This window comes from Flavobacterium sp. WG21 (genome assembly GCF_000335775.1).
GTDB classification, from domain to species: Bacteria; Bacteroidota; Bacteroidia; order Flavobacteriales; family Flavobacteriaceae; genus Flavobacterium; species Flavobacterium tructae.
This window is the reverse complement of sequence record NZ_AMYW01000014.1, coordinates 36,889-58,154: the sequence shown is the minus strand read 5'-3', so window position 1 is coordinate 58,154 and position 21,266 is coordinate 36,889. Positions and strand designations below refer to the sequence as shown.

General features: G+C 36.9%; 18 protein-coding genes. 14 read left to right on the top strand and 4 right to left on the bottom strand.

The genetic code is table 11. The annotated features are described in order from the left end of the window. From C245_RS0111825 to C245_RS0111800, 6 genes are read left to right on the top strand one after another with little or no spacing between them, the layout of a single operon-like run. Complete coding sequence (locus tag C245_RS0111825; RefSeq protein WP_017496807.1) at positions 1-2,874, top strand: type I restriction endonuclease subunit R; 2,874 nt, start codon at positions 1-3, stop codon at positions 2,872-2,874. A gap of 35 nt (positions 2,875-2,909) precedes the next feature. Further along, positions 2,910-3,386 (top strand): hypothetical protein, encoded by a 477-nt coding sequence (locus C245_RS0111820; protein ID WP_017496806.1) that lies wholly within the window; start codon positions 2,910-2,912, stop codon positions 3,384-3,386. A 48-nt stretch (positions 3,387-3,434) separates the two neighbouring features. Beyond that, the gene (locus tag C245_RS23695; protein WP_017496805.1) at positions 3,435-4,001 is read left to right on the top strand and encodes a hypothetical protein; all 567 of its coding nucleotides are present in this window, start codon (positions 3,435-3,437) and stop codon (positions 3,999-4,001) included. A gap of 9 nt (positions 4,002-4,010) precedes the next feature. Further along, positions 4,011-4,919, top strand: coding sequence for a DUF5655 domain-containing protein (locus C245_RS0111810; RefSeq protein WP_017496804.1), 909 nt, complete (start codon positions 4,011-4,013; stop codon positions 4,917-4,919). Between the two features lie 56 nt (positions 4,920-4,975). Then, the gene (locus C245_RS0111805) at positions 4,976-5,200 is read left to right on the top strand and encodes a hypothetical protein (RefSeq protein WP_017496803.1); all 225 of its coding nucleotides are present in this window, start codon (positions 4,976-4,978) and stop codon (positions 5,198-5,200) included. A 20-nt stretch (positions 5,201-5,220) separates the two neighbouring features. Further along, positions 5,221-5,892, top strand: coding sequence for a hypothetical protein (locus C245_RS0111800; RefSeq protein ID WP_017496802.1), 672 nt, complete (start codon positions 5,221-5,223; stop codon positions 5,890-5,892). A 127-nt stretch (positions 5,893-6,019) separates the two neighbouring features. Here the strand turns inward: C245_RS0111800 and C245_RS0111795 are convergent, their stop codons facing one another. Both C245_RS0111795 and C245_RS0111790 read right to left on the bottom strand, forming a co-directional pair. Continuing rightward, a complete protein-coding gene (locus tag C245_RS0111795; protein ID WP_017496801.1) occupies positions 6,020-8,341 on the bottom strand; it encodes a family 20 glycosylhydrolase in 2,322 nt (773 codons plus the stop codon). Positions 8,342-8,447: 106 nt separating this feature from the next. Then, positions 8,448-8,906 carry an RNA methyltransferase gene (locus tag C245_RS0111790; RefSeq protein ID WP_017496800.1) on the bottom strand — a complete coding sequence of 153 codons (459 nt, stop codon included), beginning with the start codon at positions 8,904-8,906 and terminating at the stop codon, positions 8,448-8,450. A gap of 137 nt (positions 8,907-9,043) precedes the next feature. Between C245_RS0111790 and C245_RS0111785 the strand changes: the two genes are divergently transcribed. The 8 genes from C245_RS0111785 to C245_RS0111750 all read left to right on the top strand — a co-directional run bounded on the left by C245_RS0111785 (position 9,044) and on the right by C245_RS0111750 (position 17,390). Continuing rightward, on the top strand, positions 9,044-9,733 hold the full coding sequence (locus C245_RS0111785; RefSeq protein ID WP_017496799.1) for a DUF4386 domain-containing protein: 690 nt from the start codon (positions 9,044-9,046) through the stop codon (positions 9,731-9,733). A gap of 206 nt (positions 9,734-9,939) precedes the next feature. Then, entirely contained in the window at positions 9,940-10,494 is a 555-nt protein-coding gene (locus tag C245_RS0111780) for a DUF2975 domain-containing protein (protein ID WP_017496798.1), read from the top strand. Positions 10,495-10,497: 3 nt separating this feature from the next. After that, complete coding sequence (locus C245_RS0111775; protein ID WP_017496797.1) at positions 10,498-10,701, top strand: helix-turn-helix transcriptional regulator; 204 nt, start codon at positions 10,498-10,500, stop codon at positions 10,699-10,701. Positions 10,702-10,837: 136 nt separating this feature from the next. After that, the gene (locus tag C245_RS0111770) at positions 10,838-11,242 is read left to right on the top strand and encodes a hypothetical protein (protein ID WP_017496796.1); all 405 of its coding nucleotides are present in this window, start codon (positions 10,838-10,840) and stop codon (positions 11,240-11,242) included. 74 nt (positions 11,243-11,316) lie between these two features. Then, the gene (locus tag C245_RS0111765; protein WP_026110026.1) at positions 11,317-12,702 is read left to right on the top strand and encodes a TolC family protein; all 1,386 of its coding nucleotides are present in this window, start codon (positions 11,317-11,319) and stop codon (positions 12,700-12,702) included. Positions 12,703-12,712: 10 nt separating this feature from the next. Further along, positions 12,713-15,859, top strand: a complete 3,147-nt coding sequence (locus tag C245_RS0111760) for an efflux RND transporter permease subunit (RefSeq protein ID WP_026110025.1) — start codon at positions 12,713-12,715, stop codon at positions 15,857-15,859. A gap of 3 nt (positions 15,860-15,862) precedes the next feature. Further along, positions 15,863-16,951: an efflux RND transporter periplasmic adaptor subunit gene (locus C245_RS0111755; protein ID WP_017496793.1), complete on the top strand. Its 1,089-nt coding sequence runs from the start codon at positions 15,863-15,865 to the stop codon at positions 16,949-16,951. Between the two features lie 4 nt (positions 16,952-16,955). Next, positions 16,956-17,390 carry a hypothetical protein gene (locus tag C245_RS0111750; RefSeq protein ID WP_017496792.1) on the top strand — a complete coding sequence of 145 codons (435 nt, stop codon included), beginning with the start codon at positions 16,956-16,958 and terminating at the stop codon, positions 17,388-17,390. A gap of 414 nt (positions 17,391-17,804) precedes the next feature. Here C245_RS0111750 and C245_RS0111745 read toward each other — a convergent pair whose 3' ends face one another. After that, entirely contained in the window at positions 17,805-18,026 is a 222-nt protein-coding gene (locus C245_RS0111745) for a heavy-metal-associated domain-containing protein (protein WP_017496791.1), read from the bottom strand. A 794-nt stretch (positions 18,027-18,820) separates the two neighbouring features. Beyond that, the gene (locus C245_RS0111740) at positions 18,821-21,241 is read right to left on the bottom strand and encodes a heavy metal translocating P-type ATPase (protein WP_017496790.1); all 2,421 of its coding nucleotides are present in this window, start codon (positions 21,239-21,241) and stop codon (positions 18,821-18,823) included. Positions 21,242-21,266 lie beyond the last annotated feature (25 nt).

Sequence of the window (21,266 nt, the reverse complement as noted above, 5' to 3'; positions counted from 1 at the left end):
ATGAGTCATCAATCTGAAGCCGCATTAGAAAATAACTTAATCAAGCAATTGGTTGGTTTAGGTTTTACATCTGTAAAAATACAAGATGGAGAATCTTTGGTTGCTAACCTAAAAAGCCAACTCGAGATTTTTAACCAAACCACTTTTACAGTCAAAGAGTTTGATGCCATTTTGAATCACCTGGCAAAAGGTAATGTTTTTGAAAAAGCCAAAACACTTCGGGATCGTTTTCAACTAGATAAAGAAGACGGTACTTCTTTTTATGTTCGTTTTTTTAATACGGAGGATAGTCGACAGAATTTATATCAGGTTAGCAATCAGATAAGTCTGGAAGGAAGTTACAAAAACCGCTTTGATGTAACGCTATTGGTAAACGGTTTACCCTTGGTGCAAATTGAATTGAAACGTTCCGGAATTGAAATCAAAGAAGCGTTCAATCAAATCAATCGCTACCAAATGCATTCCTTTTGGAGCAATCATGGTTTGTTTCAATACATACAGATCTTTGTAATAAGCAATGGTGTTAATACCAAATATTTAGCCAACAACAAATTACAATCAGTCAAACAAACGTTCTATTGGGCAGATGCCAACAATAAAAACATCACCGACTTAACTGCATTTACTGCCAGTTTTTTAAACCGTGATCATTTGGGCAAAATGATATCTCATTACATCGTGATAAACGAGACGCATAAGGTAATGATGATATTGCGACCGTATCAGTTTTTTGCCACAGAAGCAATCATTCACCAAGTCAAAAACTCTAACGACAATGCGTACATTTGGCATACTACGGGTTCTGGTAAAACGTTGACCTCCTTTAAAGCAAGCCAAATTGTAATGGAACTTCCAGAGGTATACAAAGTCGTTTTTGTAGTGGACAGAAAAGATCTGGATTACCAGACCATGAATGAGTTCAATGCTTTCAAAAAAGACAGTGTTGATGTTACCGATAATACACAATCCCTGATTAAACAATTAACGGATAATACGAAGCTTGTTTTAACTACCATTCAGAAATTAAACAATGCAGTTTCAGAACGCTTCAAAGGAGCTATTGAGCCTTTACGACATAAGAAAATCGTTTTTATCTTTGATGAATGCCACCGTTCTCAATTTGGAGAAACTCACGAACGCATCACAAAATTCTTTGACAAAAGTCAATTAATCGGTTTTACAGGAACACCTATATTTGCTGAAAACGCTTCTAAAAATGATTTAGGAAAACGTACCACCAAAGATTTATTTGGCAATTGCCTGCACAAATATGTGATTACCGATGCTATTCGGGATCAAAACGTTTTGCGATTTGGAATTGAGTATGTCGGGAAATATAAAAACAAAAGCAATTCTTTTATCGATATCGAAGTCGAAGATATTGATAGACAAGAAGTACTGGACTCTAAAAAGAGAATCAATAAAATTGTTGATTATATTATTGCTTATCACAATCAAAAAACGTTTAACAGAGATTACTCTGCCCTTCTGGCTGTAAGTAGTATCGATAATGTGATTCAGTATTATGATCTTTTTCAGCAAAAAAAAGAGGCTGGAGAACATGATTTGCGTATCGCAACTATTTTTACCTATGGCACTAATGAAGATTCAGATGAAGCACAGGATTATATTCCGGATCATGATCTTGATATGGCAGCGGAACCCGCAACTCTGTATGAGTCTAGTCACTCGAGAGATAAACTCGAAAAATACATTGGACATTATAATGTTATCTTTGGCACCAGTTTTACCAACAAAGACAGTTCATCATTTGAAAAGTATTTTCAAAACATCAGCAAACGATTGAAAAATCGTGAAAAAGAAAATTTCAACAATGAGCAAGATCGTCTGGATATTGTAATTGTTGTCAATATGATGTTAACCGGATTTGACGCCAAAAAAGTGAATACACTTTATGTAGATAAAAACCTGAAGCAACATGGTTTAATTCAAGCTTACTCACGAACAAACAGGATTTTAGGAGAACAGAAGTCTCAAGGAAATATTTTGGCTTTTAGAAATCTCAAAAAAGCGACCGACGATGCTATTACTTTGTTTTCAAACAAAGAGGCAATTGAAGTGATAACAATGCCCGATTACGAAAAAGTAGCAGAAAAGTTTGATGAAGCATTAAAAGCATTAAGAGAAATAACCCCAACTTATCAAAGTGTAGATAATTTAGAAAGCGAAGAAGATGAGGCGCAATTTGTCCAAGCTTTCAGAAAATTAATGCGGGCAATGAACATATTGCAATCTTACACTGATTTTGACTGGGATGATTTACCAATTGACGAACAGGAATTTGAAGATTATAAAAGTAAATATCTTGATTTATACGAAAAGGTAAAACAAGACAATCAGAAACAAAAAACTTCTATATTGGATGATATTGATTTTGAATTGGAATTAATTCACAGAGATCAAATCAATGTCGCTTACATCTTAAAATTACTAGCACAATTAAAAAATGCTAAAACGAATGATGCAGCAACTGCCCAAAGAAAAGTAATAATTGACTTGATGGGTGGTGACATTCAATTAAGAAGCAAAAGGGAATTAATTCAGAAATTTATTGATGAAAATATGCCACGCGTAAAAGATGGAGATTCAATTGGAGATGAATTTGAAAAATTCTGGCAAGATCAAAAAGTTTTAGCATTGGGCAAGCTCTGTGAAGAAGAGCATCTTGATAAAGCACAATTCAAAGCTTTAATTGACACTTACCTCTACAGCGGTCGGGAACCTATAAAAGATGAAGTATTTCAATGTTTAGACAATAGACCAAGCATTTTACAAGCCCGCACAATAGGTGATCGAATTATTACTAAAATGAAGGAGTATGTAGAGGTTTTTGTTAAGGGTATGATGGCTTAGAAATAAAACAAATTATAAAATATAAAACACTACTTATGAAATTTTTAGTCATTTCAGGTGCTCCGCAAACAGGTAAAACTACAGCTATTAATAAAATAGCCGAATGGCTTACCATTGGTCTTACAGCGGATATAAATGGAAAATCATTACCTTCTTTTTTAATAAATGCCGAAGGAAAATACAACGATTTTTCTATTGTCATTAATCGACATGGAAGAAAGATTATCATTCACTCCGCAACAGACAATGAGAATTGTATGGATGATTTAATAGAGAAACTGAAAAAAAATCCAGATACAGAGGTTGTGATAACTTCTTGTAGAGATATCGATGAGGAAAGGAAGTATTTTACCACTCATATAAAAGCTTATGCTACTTTTTTTCTGGAATCGCCTCTAGGCAAAATTAACCGAAAAGATAAAGACAGGTCTCGTGCTTCCCATAAATGGTACGGGGACACCTTATTGCTCTTACACCAACATATTCTATCAAATAATCCCTATAATTTATAGTAAAAATATATTTGTTTACAGAAATTAAAAACAGGTTAATAACTTAAGATGAAGCAAAAAATAAATTCGATTTTCAAAAAAATAGCCGAAGTTGCCGAAAGGAACTCTGATGCATTTCACGAAAATCAACCCCTTATAATTAGTTCTACTGTTTTTAATAAAATGTATTGTAAAGAATCAAATGTTACACGTTGTGCGGAACAACAGCATATCTTTAGCGATTTAAAAAAATTTAAAAAAAGACCAATTCTTTATTGGTTTTCAATTGACGACACTATTAGTAATGCCAAACATTTAAGGGAAAAATATACAGCATTTAGAAACTCCGGACAGCCCAGAAGTACTGCATCCTATAAAACCTACTTCGATGCAAATTCTAAAACATTGTATGTTGGAAAAGTAAAAGAAGGATTTCATTTAAGATTGGTAACTCATTTAGGATATTCTAAAAATCCAAACACTGCTGGCATGCAATTGTTTCATTGGTACAATCCTGAGGTATTTGGAAATCTTACGCTTAACTATATGGTGTTTAATGAAGAAATGGGTGATTTGATAACGATTCTGGAAATGGAACTGGCTAGAGAATTAAAACCAATAATTGGAAAATATTAAAAACGTAATATGAATCTTTATCACACTAAAAGCACCAATAGTCTTAGCGTATTAAAAGAAAAACCTTTTAAACTGGAAAAAGAAATTCAAACGTTGTTTGAAGCCAATCTTTTTGAGTTTATGGGTTTAGAAATGGTCAAATCAGAATTTGTAATCAAAGGGAAACGCATTGATACGTTAGGATATGACCCACAATCGAAAGCTTTTGTTATTATTGAGTACAAAAGAGATAAAAACATAAGTGTTGTCGATCAGGGCTTTACTTATTTAAGTCTGATGCTGGAAAACAAGGCCGATTTTGTTTTAACTTATAACGAAACCTTAAAAAAAGCCATTCACAGCACTTCAATAGACTGGTCGCAAACCCGGGTTGCTTTTGTGTCTCCTGGTTTTACCGAAAACCAGCGTTTGGCTACCAATTTTAAAGATATTGCTATAGAATTATGGGAAGTGAAACGCTATGAGAATGATTTGATTAGCATTAATCCGATCAAGAAAACCAAATCGGCCGAGAGTATAAAACCTCTAACTAAACAAAGTACCGTTATTAAATCGGTTACCGATGAAATTAAAGTTTATACGGAAGAAGATCATCTCAATGGTGCATCGGAAGAAATCAAAGAATTGTATGAAAATTTTAAAAATGCCATTTTAAACTTAACCGATGACATTGAAATTGTTCCTAAAAAGCTGTACATCGCTTTTAAAAAGAATAAAAATATAGCGGATATGGTTATTCTAAAAAAAGGAATCAAAATTTTCATTAATCTGAAAAAGGGAGAACTAGACGATTCTAAAGGTTTGATGAAAGACGTTTCTGAAAAAGGCCATTGGGGGAACGGAGATTACGAGATTATCGTAAGTGATACTCATAACCTCGAGTACATTATGAGTTTAGTTAAACAGACTATCCAATAATCCATAATAAGTGAATATAAAAAAGTACTTTATAACGTAATTAACTATTTTATACGATGAATCAAGCACCATTCGCCATAGGAAATTTTTTAAAACACAACACTGGTAGAGTCATACAATTACAGCGATATGCTACACAAGTAAGTCCTGTTTTGCGTCAGTCTCTAAATGTCCCAAATCAAAAAATTATTCCAAATTATAGGTATCTCTACGGTATAGATATTGCTTCTAAGGAAATTTTTAAAGGCTATACCAAGGATTTTGAACTGGTAAATTTATAATAAAACTTTTTAACCAAACTATGAACTATTACGCACCATTTCTAACTTTACTAATTGCACTATTTACTTTCCATTTTGTATTCATCAAATATTCTCCTCAAGGAAAGCGATTTTGGAAAAAAGTTGATTATGCCTGGGTTTCTTTAGGAGTAATTGGAATATTTGGTGCCACTTTTTCTTTAAATAAAGAATACTTTACCGCACTTACTCCCTGGCATAAAAAATCACTGGAATTTGTATATACCGAATATATGGAAAGGCTAGAAAATCAGAGAGACTATTTCTTAAACAAAAATGGCTTTGACTATGAGGAATTTAACGATCAAAAACAAGCGAAAAGATTTATTCAGGCAGGAAAAATTTATGACAGTCTTTTAAAAATGTCTCAGAATTATCGAGACAAAATACTGGTTGAAGAAGAGTTTGCTTATGTTGATTCTCTTTCCAGAAAGCACAATAATGCCTTTGCCAATATCTCTGATGATGATGGATATATAAAAAGAAATCATGACTTATCAAACTGGATAGTAGATCAAATAGTGGAAGAATCCAATGAAATATCGGCGGCTAAAGAGCAATCCAGGAGAGGGACCTTTAGTTGGATGTTATTGTTTATCTCACCGTATCTTTTTGCACTGGCCATAGCGATCAGAATTACAAAAGTTACGGCTGAATTAAAAGAAATTAAATAACAATCGCCACCACTCTACTATACAAAGTCGAGAGACTTCAAAAAGCAGAGATTTTAGACTGAAGCTTAACGATTGCTTTCTTTAACTTAATGCTATAATTATTCTGTAGTTCAATAGAAAAAATGGTTTAATCCACCACAATTTCGTCTACAAACAACCACGAACTTGAACCTGTTGGGCTCTTTTTTAAATTCGTAGCGATTACTTTTACAAACCTAACCTCTTGTTTTTCAAAATTGAATTTAAAGTCTTTCAGCTCCGAATTCACATTCACAGCAAACGGGCGTAGTATCTTTCCGGCTTCTTTGTAATTCGTTCCGTCCTTAGATACTAAAACAGTTACTTGTATTGGAAAATAAATTCCGGCGCCCTGACTTTCTAAAGTTCCAACGGCTACTTTTTCGATGTTTTGTTCTTTTTCAAGATCGATCACAATTTCCATGTCCTTGATCAACCATGCCTGCCATTGACCGTCATGAAAGTTTTTAGACCCTCTGATGGTATTGACCATTCCGAGAGGTCCGTCACCTTTGTAACTGTCATTATAAGGTGTTGCATAATTGACCTTATGCCCTACTGCTTTATGGAATACAATCGTATCGGTATATACTCTTCCAGCCGGTTTATTATCCTGAAACAAAGACGCTTTTAGAACTGTAGTTTGGTGAACCGGAATAGGATTTACATATTTTATGGTCTTATCGTCTATGTTTTTATCTCCTAAAACATAACGAATGTCGGAATTTGGGAATTCATTTTTAAGGGCAACATTAATTACTTTATTATTTAAATCAGCCGAAGCTGTAGAAGTAACCAAATAAGCGCTTTTGGCATAATTAATCCCTAAATAATCGTAGCGTTGCAACAAAGAAGGCAATCTGGACGTAAAATTATTCCAATTGCGGTTTTCTTTTGTACTCCACAACACTTCAGACAAGGCGGCCAATCTCGGAAAGATCATATACTCAGAAGCTTTTGGATTGGTGATGTATTCTGCCCATAAATTGGCTTGGCCACCTAAAACATGACTGGCTTCTTGTGGAGTCATGCTATCGACAACAGGGTCAAACGCGTACACTTTATTTAAAGGATTAAAGGCATCAAATGCCAGAGGCTCTTCGTTTTGAGGTCCCTGATAAAAATTAAAATAACAAGGTGATTCGGGCGACATGATGACGTCATGACCTTGTTTTGCGGCTTCGGTCCCTCCTATTGTTCCTCTCCAGCTCATTACAGTAGCCTCGGGAGCTAAACCGCCTTCAAGTATTTCGTCCCAACCAATTATCTTTTTGCCTTTAGAATTGATGTATTGCTCCATTCTTTTTACAAAATAACTTTGCAGTTCGTGAGCGTCTTTCAATCCATTGTCTTTCATTCGCTTCTGGCAATTCGGACATTTCTCCCAATTGGTTTTGGTAGCTTCATCACCGCCAATGTGAATGTATTTTGAAGGGAAAATTTCAATAACCTCCTCTATTACATTTTGCAAAAACTCAAAAGTAGTTTCTTTCCCGGCACAATAAATATCCGTAATAGGCCATAATCCACCTGATGGAACTCCGATTCTCTGATTGAAACAAGCCAATTCAGGATAAGCAGCAATGGCAGAACTCACGTGTGCCGGCATTTCGATTTCGGGAATGATTTCTATATTTTTTGCGGCGGCATATTTTACAATTTCCTTTAGCTCTTCCTGAGTCAGAAAGCCGCCATACGTTCCTTTTTCGTCCGAATTAGTTAGCTGTCTTGCATTCCAGGGTGCATTTTCCTGATCGACTCTCCACGAACCCACTTCGGTCAGTTTTGGGTATTTTTTAATTTCGATTCTCCAACCCTGATCGTCAACCAAATGCAAATGCAGGACATTCATTTTGAGCATTACCAATCGGTCGATAGTCTCGAGTATATAGTTTTTATCAAAAAAATGACGCGATAAGTCCAGCATCAATCCTCTCCATTGAAAACGAGGTTCATCCGTAATGGTAAGAGTTGGAATCTCCCATTTAACCGCTTTAATTCTGCTTTTACTTTCAATACTTTCGGGTAGTAATTGTCGGATGCTTTCTAATCCATAAATAAAACCTGCATTCCCTTTTGCCGTAATCGTGATGTTTTCTTTATTAACCTCCAACAAGTAAGCCTCATTCTTTAAAGTTGCATCGACTTTAAACTGAACGTAATTACTTTTGGGATTTTCATTTGAAATTTCAGGACGGAATCCTGCTGCACTTCCTAATTTGTTTATTAAAACCGTAGCGATTTCTTTTTGAGCGTCATCACTTACCACAAATTTAGTCGCTGCAGAAAACTGAAAATTACCTTGTTTAAGAACCAATTGTTTTGGTTTCGGAATGATTTGAATCCCTTTTTCTCTATTTGCTTTTTGACTGTAAGCATTGCTTAAAAGGGTCAAAAAAAACACAATAACAACTGGTTTTAGTATTCTCATTCTTTATTTATTTTAAAGAGGATAACGTTTTAAACTGCTAAAGATAACCTTTGTCTTTTAGTAAATCAAACTGAAGAATCGTGTCGTAAAACAAGCTATTTGCGATTTAAGATCGTGGTTTCGGTAAATTTCTGTCGTACATAATGATGGTTCCTGCCACTGCAACATTTAAACTCTTCACCGATTTAAATTTTACTAAATGATGGCATTTCTCCATTACTTTTTTTGACAGTCCATGATCTTCTGCGCCTAATAAATAAACACAGCGTCTCGGATGTTCGTAGGTCTCTAAGTCGGAAGCATTTTCGTTTAGTTCAACACCCACTAAACGCGCTCCTTTAGGTAAGTTTTCAAGAAATGCTTCGAAAGTATCGTAATGAAAATACGGGATTGCTTTTACCGCATCGTGGGTATCACAGGCTTGTTTGGCATATCGATTGCCGATAGTAAATATAAAAGTAGCGCCCAAATTTTGAGCTGATCGCCACAGTACACCCAAATTCTCAGGCGTTTTACCATTTTGTATCCCTATGCCAAAATATTCGTTTGTAAAATTATCATTCATAAGGGCAAAAATACAAACTGAAAGTACATGAATCAATTTTTTATTGCGATGAAATAAAGTCTCTATGTCGATCATTAATTAATACCAATTGTAACAGAATCAATTAATTGTCGTCTTATTTTAAACCCAAAACCAAAATGACGACAAACCAAAAAACAGCCCGAATTGCAGGTTTACTCTATTTAGCAGTAGTCCTGACCGGAATATTTAGTTTAGCCTATGTTCCTTCAAAATTGATTGTATGGGATAACTTAGCTGCAACATACCATAACATCAAGGCATCAGAATCGCTTTTCAGACTTGGAATTGTAGCCGGATTATCCTGCTATCTTTTCTTCCTTTTCTTAGTACTGCAACTTTACAAACTATTCGAACCTGTCGACAATGGTTGGGCAAAAGTGATGGCACTATTAGCTATTCTAAGCGTACCTATTTATTTTTTGAATGCTCAAAATCAATTTAATGTGCTTTCTCTACTAACAGATAACAGTCTTGGTTTATCATTGGAGCAAGTTCAATTACAGCTGATGCTAAATCTCAATCAATACGATAACGGCATGCGAATAGTGCATATCTTTTCAGGACTTTGGCTATTTCCTTTTGGTTATCTGGTTTACAAGTCCCGTTTTTTGCCCAAATTTTTCGGCATTTTACTGATGATGGGATGCTTTGGGTATCTGATCAATTTTTCAGGTAACACTTTAATTGCAGATTATTCAACTCTTGGGGTTTCTAAATACATCAGCATGCCTGCCACATTTGGAGAAATTGGAATTTGTTTGTGGCTATTAATTTTCGGTATAAAACAGAAACAATCCGGCAGATGAAATAAAGCAAACATTGTTAGAAATTTTTTTTTATAAATACAGTATCCTCAACCGTAAAATAGTTGGGGATTTTTTTTATTCTAAAAGCATTGATTTGATTACTCTTTAGAAATATTTCTCTTAGAATTAATTATTTCTCAATATTAATTTATTGTTTATAAATAAATATTTATTATTTTAGCATTGAAATTTTTAAACTTAGCACCATGGAAATTAAAATTAGTACCACAACCATTCTGAAAGTATTACACGTGCTTTCGTGGATTATTTTTGTTGGATTATGTATCGAAGCCGGAGGAATACTTACCAAAACAATTGCTACATTAGCTCTCGATCCTGCTGATGCCGCCAAATTTTGGAGATCGATTGATTTAACCGAAGTGTATCAGTTTAATCAGAGCCGATACATCACCCTTAGCAGTGTTATCATTATTGTTGCTCTCTTAAAAGCGATATTGTTTTATTGCATTATAAAAGTTTTCATGAACAAGAACCTCAACATTTCGGCACCCTTCAATAACCTGTTCAGAAATTTTATACTTACACTGGCTTATTTATCCTTTGGTATTGGTTTCTTTTCTTCCTGGGGAATAGAATTGGTAAAGGTTTTGTCCGATAGCGGTCTTAAGCTGCAGGACATTCAACAATTGCAAATTGCCGGTGCAGATGTCTGGCTATTTATGGGGGTAATATTGCTTGTTGTTGCTTATATTTTCAAAAAAGGAATCGAATTACAAGAAGAAAACGAATTAACAATATAAAATATGGCAATCATTGTAAACCTTGATGTGATGATGGCAAAACGAAAAATGTCATTGAATGAACTTTCCGAAAAAGTAGACCTAACCTTATCCAATCTTTCGATATTGAAAACCGGAAAAGCAAAAGCCATAAGATTCAGCACCTTAGAAGCCATTTGTAAAGTACTGGATTGCCAGCCGGGGGATATACTGGAGTTTAAAGAATAAAAAACATCTTGAGTGGTGAAAACTCTTAAGCAATTAGCCTAAAAAAAAATCAAGGGAAGATTTATAAATTTTACAAATTTCATTCAAAATTTTGCAACAGGTATGTAACAAAATAAGGCCACCTTTGCAATTGATTATGAGAAAAGCACTTCTACTACTTCTTTCTGTTTTTTATCTGGTACTGTCGTCAGGCTTTACCACGATAACTCATTTTTGCAAAGGTGTACCACAGGAAACCAATCTGTTTGGTGATATTCCGGTTGGTAAAGTTTGTCCAAAATGTGTCGCGAAAAAACAACAAAAAAGTAAAGACTGTTGTAAACATAAAGCACAGTTTCATAAAGCTACTGAAAAGGTACAGCAAACTGCTCCCGGTGACTTAGTTCCTAAATTCTTTGGAATTGCAGTTCCTTTTCATTTTTACGAAACTATTTTCAGCTCTTATTCCTCTAAGGAAAAGAAAACGGAATATTCTTTCTTCCCCTTTATTCCTATTCGGAATAATCCCCTTTATATTTTCTACTGCGTTTACCGTATTTGATTTTAGACAATTGATCGAACTGTAGCATTTAAAGATGCTATGCGATTTCTATTGTTTAATTTTAAATACATACTATGAAAATGCAATATTTTGCGTTGGCTATGTTCTGTATGGTTTCCGGAAATCTCTGGGCACAAACGGTAACATTCCCCAATGCTCTTGAACGCTCTATTCAAAATTTTGAAAAAATAAAAGCCAAAGAAGCCATCGTTAACGCTTCAAAAGAGAACACTAACTATCAAAAAAGCCAGTACCTACCTGACTTCACCTTAATGGCGCAACAAAGTTATGGTACGATCAATGCGCAAAACGGTCCTTTGTACAGTTATGGCGGGCTGGGTAGTGCTGCAACCTCAATGCCCCTACAGGACCAAAACTGGAATGCCACTTTTGGATCCTTGTACCTGGCTAATATCAACTGGAACCTTTTCACTTTTGGTAAAATTAAAACGCAAGTAGCCATTGCCAAAGCCGACGAAAATGTAGCCCAAAAAGATCTGGAACAGGTAAAATTTCAACATCAGATAAAAGTAGGTGCTGCGTATCTGAACTTACTTGCTGCTCAGCGCATTAAATTTGTGCAGGACAAAAATCTCGAGCGCGCTCAGGTGGTTGAAACTACAACCAAAAGCCGTGCAGAGAGCGGTCTAATTCCGGAGGTCGATTATTCTTTGGCAAAAGCTGAAGTGGCCAATGCTAAATCGGCTGTGATAAAGGCCTACGATATGGAACTGGATCATTCTAAATCACTTGCGGTAATGTTGGGTGAAGAATATCAGGTGTATCAACTCGATAGCGTGTTTACTACTAAAACACCCGCTATTCTTTCGGAAGCTGTAACAGAAACAAGTCAACATCCTATACTGGAATGGCGAAAAAGTGATATTCTGAGAAGTGAACAGCAGGAAAAATTACAGTCTGCACTGGCTTTACCAAACCTATCTGCTTTTGGAGTCCTGCAGGGACGCGGTTCGGGTTTTGACTGGAATTATGTACAGGACAATACTGCTTTCTCGAAATCATATGCCGATGGTGTTGGAATCGATCGCAGCAATTATATTGTTGGAATCAATTTAAGTTGGAATCTAACCAATATCTACCGTCAGTCTTCTAAAAAGCGCGAGCAAAAATTTATCACCCAATCGCTTCAAAACGAATATGAATACATGAATCAGGAATTGATTACTCAGCAAAAACTTGCGAATGACAAACTGAAAAATGCCCTTGAAAATTTTGAAGAAACCAAAACACAGGTAATCGCTGCTACGGACGCTTATCGTCAACACACTGCTTTGTATGATAATGGACTTACTACCATTGTTGATTTAACACAATCTTTCTACACCCTTAACCGTGCAGAAATAGACTACGAAATTGCCCAAAACAACATTTGGCAGGCCTTATGGATTAAAGCTGCTGCCACAGGCAATCTGAACATTTTACTCAACGCGATACACTAAACCCGAAATTATGAATTTAATACGTTTTGCCTTGCGCAAGCCCATCTCTATTATGGTGATGGTGCTGGGGCTTTTATTCTTCGGGATTAAAGCTTCAAAAGAAATAAAGGTCGACATCTTACCTGATATGAATCTTCCTGTGGTATACATTGCCCATTCCTTTAATGGTTATACCCCTCAGCAAATGGAAGGTTATTTTACCAAAATGTATGTCAATATGATGCTGTTTACGAGCGGTATTGAAAGCATTGAAACCAAAAATACTCAAGGACTTACCTTAATGAAAATTAATTTTTATGAAGGTACCGATATGGGGCAGGCTATTGCCGAAATCAATGCGCTTTCGAATCGTTCGCAGGTATTTTTACCACCGGGAGCTCCACCTCCGTTTATCATACGTTTTGATGCGTCCTCTCAGCCTGTTGGTCAGCTGGTCTTTAAAAGTAAAACCAAAACCAACAATGAGCTACAGGATATCGCCAACTTTACGGCACGTCCGTTCCTAATTAAAATACCGGGTTTAACGACAGCTCCCCCATTTGGAGGAAGTCCGAGAACCATCGAAATCAACATCGATCCGAATAAACTGCGAACGCATCAGTTAACGCCGGAGCAGATTGTGGAATCGATTAGCCGAAATAACATTACATCGCCTTCAGGTAACATTTATGTGAATGATATCAACTATCTGACGCCCACAAACAATACTATTAAAGAGGTAGCCGATTTCGGCAACATTCCAATTTTTAAAAACGGGGTCGACAACGTCTACATCCGTGATGTAGCAACCGTAAAAGACGGTGCCGATATTACTACCGGTTACGCCCTTATTAATGGTACGAGATCAGTATACATTAACATTGCAAAATCGGGTAATGCTTCTACCTGGGATGTGGTAAAGAATCTTAAAAAAGCGATTCCTGCCATTCAGAATAATCTACCGGATGATGTTGCAATTTCATACGAATTCGATCAGTCTGTTTATGTAATCAATGCTGTCAAAAGTTTAATTACAGAAGGTGTTTTGGGAGCGATGTTAACGGGGTTAATGGTGCTTTTATTTTTACGTGACCGAAGAGCAGCCCTAATCGTAGTGCTCACCATTCCGATCTCTATTATTTCGGGAGTATTGTTCCTTAAATTGTTTGGACAAAGTATCAACATCATGTCTTTATCCGGACTGGCATTGGCTATTGGGATTTTAGTGGATGAGAGTACCGTTACAATCGAAAATATCCACCAGCATTTAGCCATGGGCAAAACGAAAGCCAAAGCCATTTTAGATGCCTGTCGTGAAATTGCATTTCCTAAACTACTAATTCTCCTTTGTATTCTTGCGGTTTTTGCACCTGCCTTCATGATGACTGGTATACCTGGTTCATTGTTTATGCCTTTGGCTCTGGCTATTGGTTTTTCTATGTTGCTGTCTTTTATTCTGTCACAAACATTTGTGCCCGTAATGGCCAACTGGTTAATGAAGGACAAAGAAAACCATGCGCATACCGAAGATAAATTCGACGGATTCAAAAATCGTTTTGTACAGTTTTTAGAATCGATAATGAGTAAACGTAAACCAATTTTAATTATAAGCTTTATTCTGGTTGCCGCAGGTGCGTTTTTAATGTACAGCAATACCGGTAAAGACGTATTGCCGACTGTAAATTCAAGTCAGTTTCAGGTACGTATTAAAGCTCCGGAAGGTACCCGTATCGAAAAAACAGAACTAAAAATAAAGCAGGTTTTAGGCGAACTGGAAACGATTATTGGTAAAGATCATATTGCCATATCGTCGGTATTTATTGGTCAGCATCCCTCCTCTTTTGCAGTGAGTCCAATTTATTTGTACAATGCAGGTCCGCATGAAGCCTTAATGCAAATAGCACTGAAAGATTTTCACGGAAATACCAATGAGCTGAAAGAAATCATCCGCAAGGACATGAAGGAAAAGATGCCCGAACTGCATTTCTCTTTCGAGCCTATCGAACTTACGGAAAAGATTCTGAGTCAGGGAACCAATACTCCGATTGAGGTTCGCTTTTCGGGAATGATGAAAAAAATGAATGTGATGTATGCCAATAAACTTTTGGCCAAGCTAAAAGAAATTGACTATCTAAGAGATCAGCAAATTCCACAATCCTTAAACTATCCGGCATACGAAATCAATATCGACCGAATAAGAGCGGCTCAACTGGGTATCGACGCACAGGATATCGCTCGCTCTTTGGTTCCTATAACGGCCTCTTCACGTTATACCAGTAAAAACATGTGGGTTGGCGGAATGATGGGAATTGCCTACGATGTACAGGTACAAACACCACAAAACATTTTAAACAGCAAAGATGAGTTGATGAATGTTCCGTTAGGAAAAAACTCAGACCGACCTGTTCTGGGTGATGTGGCGACAATTACTCCCACAAAAGTATTGGGTGAAAGTTATAATCTGGGAACCATGGGGTACACACCGGTAACGGCAAACATTCATAATACCGATTTAGGAAAAGCACAGAAAGACGTACAGGCTGCTATCGATTCGCTCGGTGAATTACCTAAAGGAGTCAATATTCAGGTATCCGGAATGGTCCCGGTACTCGAAGAAACCATGAATAGTCTGGCAACAGGTTTACTGATTGCAGTTATTGTCATTTTCTTAATGCTGACGGCAAATTTCCAATCGTTTAAAGTGTCCTTAGTGATTCTGACCACTGTTCCTTTTGTAATTCTGGGTTCATTGATTTTAATGAAACTAACGGGTTCTACCTTGAATTTACAATCTTACATGGGAATTATTATGTCTGTCGGAGTTTCTATTGCGAATGCCGTTTTGCTGATTAGTAATGCTGAGTCGCTCCGTTTAGAAAATGGTGATGCCCTTAGTTCGGCTGTTCACGCGGCTGCATTGCGTATTCGTCCTATCATTATGACCACACTGGCTATGATTGCAGGTATGCTTCCAATGGCTATCGGACACGGCGAAGGCGGTGATCAGGTCGCTCCATTAGGAAGAGCTGTAATTGGTGGGCTAATTGCGTCTTCCTTCAGTGTATTGATCCTATTGCCATTGGTATTTGTGTGGATACAAAATAAAACCACAACCCAATCACCATCCTTAGATCCTGAAGACGAAAACAGTATTCATTTTATAACGTTAGAAAAATAAACCATGAAATTAATCTATTATATCCTTATCGGAATTGCATTTGCATCTTGTAATTCAGAAAACAAAAAAGAAGAGAAACCGGCAGCCATGCCCATGATGATGATGCAGAATTTTGAAACGGTTTCTCTGAAAAAGAGTAATCCGCTGGTTCCTCTGAAACTTGCCGGAGAATTGGTTTCCGACAAAGAAACGGCCATCTATGCCAAAGTAAACAGCTACGTAAAAAAACTGTATGTCGACATAGGTTCTCCGGTAACTGTCGGACAAATCATCATGGTTTTGGAAGCACCCGAGATTCAGGCGCAGCTGGCAGCGGCAAAATCCAAATGGAAAGCACAGGAAGCCATTTACATTGCTACCAAATCGAATTATGACCGAATGTTTAAAGCCAATGAAACCAAAGGCGCTATTGCAAAAGATGCCTTAGACCAGATTACCGCCAGAAAACTATCCGACCAGTCACAACTAGAAGCTGCAAAATCTGCTTATCAGGAAATACAGGCCATGAATGATTATCTGATCATCCGGGCACCTTTTAACGGAATTGTTGCTGAAAGAAATGTAGATCCCGGTTCTTATGTAGGTCCTATGGGCAAAGGTTCCGACAAACCTTTACTGGTACTTCAGGACAATAAAAAACTGCGCGTTTCACTTTCTATTCCGGAGGCCAATACTCCCTATTTAAATTTGGGTGATTCTATACATTTTAAGGTAAGCTCGCTTCCGCAGAAAAAATATAGGGCTAAAATTTCGCGTAAATCGGGAGTATTAGATTTCAAATTACGCTCAGAACGCATAGAAGCTGACATTATGAAAATACATCCCGAACTGAAGCCTCTGATGGTGGTAGAAGCGATGCTTTCGTTACAAGCCAATGAAGCTACTTTTTTTATTCCCAAAACTGCCTTAGTAGAAAGTAATATGGGAATGTACGTTATTCAGGTGATTGAGGGAAAAACCAAAAACATTCCCGTTGCGAAAGGACGTGCACTGATGGATCAGATTGAAGTGTTTGGTACGCTAAAGGAAGGCGATAACATTTTAATGAAAGCCACCGAAGAAATAACAGAAGGAACAAAAATTAAAAAATAAAACAATGAAAATACTTGGCCGCTATTTCCTTATTGCCGCACTGGCTGTAGTAATGATCTCGTGTAAAGATCAGGAAAACAAACCACAGAATCAGGTTTCAGACCAACAAGAGTTAACCGTAAAAGACAGTACTGCAGTTTCAGAAGGAACTCCTGTGCCCAATGATGAAGTTTGTATGGTAAATGATCTTCACATGGGGAAAAAACAAATTGAAGTTCCGTTTGACGGAAAAATGTATTATGGCTGCTGCAACATGTGCGTAGAACGTATCCCAAACGATGAAAACGTTCGAAAAGCAACAGACCCACATACCGGAGCAAAAGTTGACAAAGCTTCGGCATATATCGTTTCGTTGAACAAACAGGGAAATGTAACTTACTTTGAATCCGAAAAGAGTTATCAGAATTTCATTCAGGCCAACAAAGAATTGAAAAAATAATACCTGAAAAAACAGATTCACTTTTCGAGTGAGCATACCAAAAGGGCTGTCCGAATTACCACCGGACAGCCCTTACTTTTTTAAGATAAAAATTACTTTACTATTTTTCTTAAGACTAAAAAATTGCTTTTTCTAAAATCTAATATTAAAAATTAATATCTATTCAATTAACACAGAACATAAAATAATAAAAAGCAAGTTTTTAAAGTACTTTATTTTAATAATTAATTTAATTCAAAATCATCCTGTTTTCATTAGTAATCAACCATCTATACGATAATCATTACTACCTTTTACTTAAAGTATTACTTTTAAAAAAATAAGCCCGATAAAACATCGGGCTTACTTTCAATTCGGTAACGATAAACATTAATTTTTGTTTAAAATATGTAATCAAACAGACGTCTTAACAAATTAAATTTCTAAAGGTTCTGCTTTAAAACCTTTCGCTTTAACAATGGCAATGATCTCTTCGGCAGTAGCACCATTAGATTGAACGGTAAGTATTTTATCTGCATTAGTTGTGTCTACATTCCATTCACATATTCCTGCTGCATTGTCCAGGTCTGCTTGTACTTTAGAAACACATCCACCGCAGTTCAGGTTTGTTTTAAATTGAAAATCTTTCTTTTCCATTATATTGATGTTTTTAATTGTTATTTTATATTACAAATTTCCGTCAATTAAACCGTAATCCTTATACACTATTCTGTGTTAGATTTATGAAATTTACTGATTGCGGCATCTTGTTTTACTTCATCCATTAATTCATTCAAATTGTCAGTTGGCAGGTATAAAAAAAAGCACGCGGATTAAACCGATTCGTCAGACGAAAACACGGATCAGAACAGATTTTTTTATTTACAGGCGTGGAAATTGCTATTGCCCTTTCAGGGCAATGTTTACTTTAATTTAAGACATAGTGCTTCGCACCATGCTTATGCTTTTGCTCTTTCAGAGCCATATTACTCATATTACTCTAATAAATTATAGATAAGAAGGTTCCTTTCTTTAGATATTCTCTTTATCACAGACTGCGTTAGGAATGAAAGCACCATGCTGATGCTTTTGCTCTTTCAGAGCAATACTCTTCCTCATAATACTCTATTAATTATAAATAAGAAGGTTTCATTCTTTAAATATTCTCTTTATTACAGACTGCGTTAGGGATGAAAGCGTATCCTTTTGTGATTCCTGTTATTTTTATGCCAGACAAAAAATGGCTATCACAAAAGATTTAGCGGACAGCCCGACCCGGAGGGGAACGCCATAGTAATTAACCAGAAACCTGAATTTATTAGTCTAACGACCTTTCCAGGTATACAAGTACGATGTTTCCACGGATTAAAATGGTTTCAGTTAAATGATGTACCTATAAAAACGGCGGCCCATAATCTTTGGAACCGCCGTTTGACAAACGCATCAAGAGTTTATTTTTTCCATTTCAGACGTAAGCTGTTGCTCACTACGCTCACGCTGCTCAAAGCCATGGCAGCTCCTGCAATCATTGGGTTTAGTAAAAATCCATTTATCGGATAAAGTACCCCCGCAGCAAGTGGAATACCGATTAGGTTGTAAATAAACGCCCAAAACAAGTTCTGTTTGATTGTCGCAACCGTTTGTTTAGACAGACGAATCGCCTGAGGTATTTTAGTCAGATCAGAGGAGATAATCGTCATTTTTGCTACATCCATTGCGATATCGCTTCCCTTGCCCATCGCGATACTGACATCGGCAGTTGCCAGAGCTGTACTGTCGTTGATACCATCACCTACCATTGCCACTGTTTTACCTTGCTGTTGTAATTCTTTTATAAAATCAGCTTTGTGCTGTGGCAGCACCTCTGCTTTATAATGTTTGATTCCCGTTTGTGCAGCAATCGCTTTTGCAGTCGCTTCATTATCTCCTGTGAGCATGTACAATTCAATATTCATCTCCTGCAATTCTTTGATCGCCTGAACAGAGGTTTCTTTGATTTTGTCGGATATCGCAATAACCGAAAGTGCCTGTTTGCTATTGGTAAACCAAATCACAGTCTTAGACTCCTTCCCCCATTCTTCTGCCTGAATCAATAGTGATTCTGCGATGACAATGCTATTTTCTGCCAGCAGTTTTTTGTTCCCCACATAATACGTTTCATCGGCATAAACCGCTTTCGCGCCTTTACCGGTAATACTGTCAAAATTGGATAAAACCACACCTGACACTCCTTCCAGACTTTTCACTACCGCTTCTGCTAACGGATGTTCTGATTGTTTTTCAATACTTAGCAGAATATCTTTGGTAGTATCCACGTCTTTTAGCCACTTTATACCGGTCACTTGTGGTCTTCCTTCGGTAATCGTTCCCGTTTTATCGAGTACAATAGCCGTTACTTTTCTGGCCAATTCTAAACTCTCGGCATCTTTGATTAATATTCCGTTTTCGGCACCTTTACCTACACCTACCATAATCGCAGTTGGTGTGGCCAGACCTAAAGCACAAGGACAGGCAATAACCAATACGGTAACTGCTGCCATCAACCCTTGCACTACAGCGTTGTCTCCACCCAAAAACATCCAGGCCATAAAAGTAAGAAGTGCAATACCCATCACAATCGGAACAAATATACCTGCAATTTTATCGACCAATTTCTGCACCGGAGCTTTACTTCCCTGAGCATCCTGGACCATTTTAATAATCTGAGCAAGCATAGTTTCTTTACCTACTTTAACGGCTTTAAATTGAAAGCTTCCTTTTTGATTAATGGTTCCGGCAAACACTTTTTCATCTTCTTTTTTCAGTACAGGAACCGGTTCACCGCTTAACATACTTTCGTCTACATAAGAATGACCCGAGATCACCATACCGTCTACCGCAATTTTTTCACCCGGCTTTACCAAAATAACAGCTCCTGCATTTACTTCCTCAATAGCTACTTGTTTTTCTGTCCCGTCGGGTTGAATAACGATCACGGTTTTAGGCTGCAGTCCCATTAGTTTTTTAATAGCCGATGACGTATTTCCTTTTGCTTTTTCTTCTAATAATTTACCCAGGAGAATAAACGCAATAACAACTGCCGCCGCTTCAAAGTAAACGTGTGCGTGCAATCCGCGTTGGTGCCAGAAATCTATGAATAACATATTAAAAATGCTAAACAAGTAAGCAATTCCGGTGCTCAGAGCTACCAGCGTATCCATATTGGCCGAGCGATGTTTGGCCTGCTTCCAAGCATTTACAAAGAAATCTTTCCCCAGCCAAAGAATTACAGGCGTTGAAAAAAGCCACATGATCTCATTGGCATAAGGAATATTCATGAAGAACATCCCTATCACCACTACAGGCAATGACAATAGCACAGCCCAAATAGTTTTGTTTTTTAATTTTTTGAAATTTTCCGCATGAATAGTCTCCAAAGACTCTTGTTGTTCCGCTTCTTCTAAAATAAGCAAGTCGTAGCCAACGCCCTGAACTGCTTTTTGCAATTTAGAAGCATCTGTAAGGTTGGGAAGATATTCAACAGTAAGGTTTCCTGTTGCAAAGTTTACCGAAGCATCTACTACTCCCAATTCATAGGTTACAATACTTTCTGCACTGCTGGCACAAGAGGCGCAGGTCATTCCCAGAACCGGGAAGGTGTTTTTTACGGTTGGTACACCATATCCAAGGTCTTTAATAGCCTTCACAGCATTACCAACAGTTTCATTACCTTTAACCGTTATAGCGGCTCTGCGGTTGTTAACTTCCACTTTGTGAGTTTCAATTCCTTTAACCTCTGCCAAACCTTTCTCTACGATTAATGCACAGTGCTCACTGTTTACATCTTCTAACGGAATGTAAATTGTTTCCTTATTATTATCAGTTGTTGCCATAATTCAGTTGTTCTTTTATACCTGC

Excerpts from the sequence above, each read along its gene's own strand:
- C245_RS0111795 (WP_017496801.1), bottom strand. The coding sequence starts at position 8,341 with ATGAGAATACTAAAACCAGTTGTTATTGTGTTTTTTTTGACCCTTTTA.
- C245_RS0111745 (WP_017496791.1), bottom strand. The coding sequence starts at position 18,026 with ATGGAAAAGAAAGATTTTCAATTTAAAACAAACCTGAACTGCGGTGGA.
- C245_RS0111780 (WP_017496798.1), top strand. The coding sequence starts at position 9,940 with ATGGAAATTAAAATTAGTACCACAACCATTCTGAAAGTATTACACGTG.
- C245_RS0111805 (WP_017496803.1), top strand. The coding sequence starts at position 4,976 with ATGAATCAAGCACCATTCGCCATAGGAAATTTTTTAAAACACAACACT.
- C245_RS0111785 (WP_017496799.1), top strand. The coding sequence starts at position 9,044 with ATGACGACAAACCAAAAAACAGCCCGAATTGCAGGTTTACTCTATTTA.
- C245_RS0111750 (WP_017496792.1), top strand. The coding sequence starts at position 16,956 with ATGAAAATACTTGGCCGCTATTTCCTTATTGCCGCACTGGCTGTAGTA.
- C245_RS0111755 (WP_017496793.1), top strand. The coding sequence starts at position 15,863 with ATGAAATTAATCTATTATATCCTTATCGGAATTGCATTTGCATCTTGT.
- C245_RS0111825 (WP_017496807.1), top strand. The coding sequence starts at position 1 with ATGAGTCATCAATCTGAAGCCGCATTAGAAAATAACTTAATCAAGCAA.
- C245_RS23695 (WP_017496805.1), top strand. The coding sequence starts at position 3,435 with ATGAAGCAAAAAATAAATTCGATTTTCAAAAAAATAGCCGAAGTTGCC.
- C245_RS0111740 (WP_017496790.1), bottom strand. The coding sequence starts at position 21,241 with ATGGCAACAACTGATAATAATAAGGAAACAATTTACATTCCGTTAGAA.
- C245_RS0111775 (WP_017496797.1), top strand. The coding sequence starts at position 10,498 with ATGGCAATCATTGTAAACCTTGATGTGATGATGGCAAAACGAAAAATG.
- C245_RS0111790 (WP_017496800.1), bottom strand. The coding sequence starts at position 8,906 with ATGAATGATAATTTTACAAACGAATATTTTGGCATAGGGATACAAAAT.
- C245_RS0111800 (WP_017496802.1), top strand. The coding sequence starts at position 5,221 with ATGAACTATTACGCACCATTTCTAACTTTACTAATTGCACTATTTACT.
- C245_RS0111765 (WP_026110026.1), top strand. The coding sequence starts at position 11,317 with ATGAAAATGCAATATTTTGCGTTGGCTATGTTCTGTATGGTTTCCGGA.
- C245_RS0111820 (WP_017496806.1), top strand. The coding sequence starts at position 2,910 with ATGAAATTTTTAGTCATTTCAGGTGCTCCGCAAACAGGTAAAACTACA.
- C245_RS0111810 (WP_017496804.1), top strand. The coding sequence starts at position 4,011 with ATGAATCTTTATCACACTAAAAGCACCAATAGTCTTAGCGTATTAAAA.
- C245_RS0111770 (WP_017496796.1), top strand. The coding sequence starts at position 10,838 with ATGAGAAAAGCACTTCTACTACTTCTTTCTGTTTTTTATCTGGTACTG.
- C245_RS0111760 (WP_026110025.1), top strand. The coding sequence starts at position 12,713 with ATGAATTTAATACGTTTTGCCTTGCGCAAGCCCATCTCTATTATGGTG.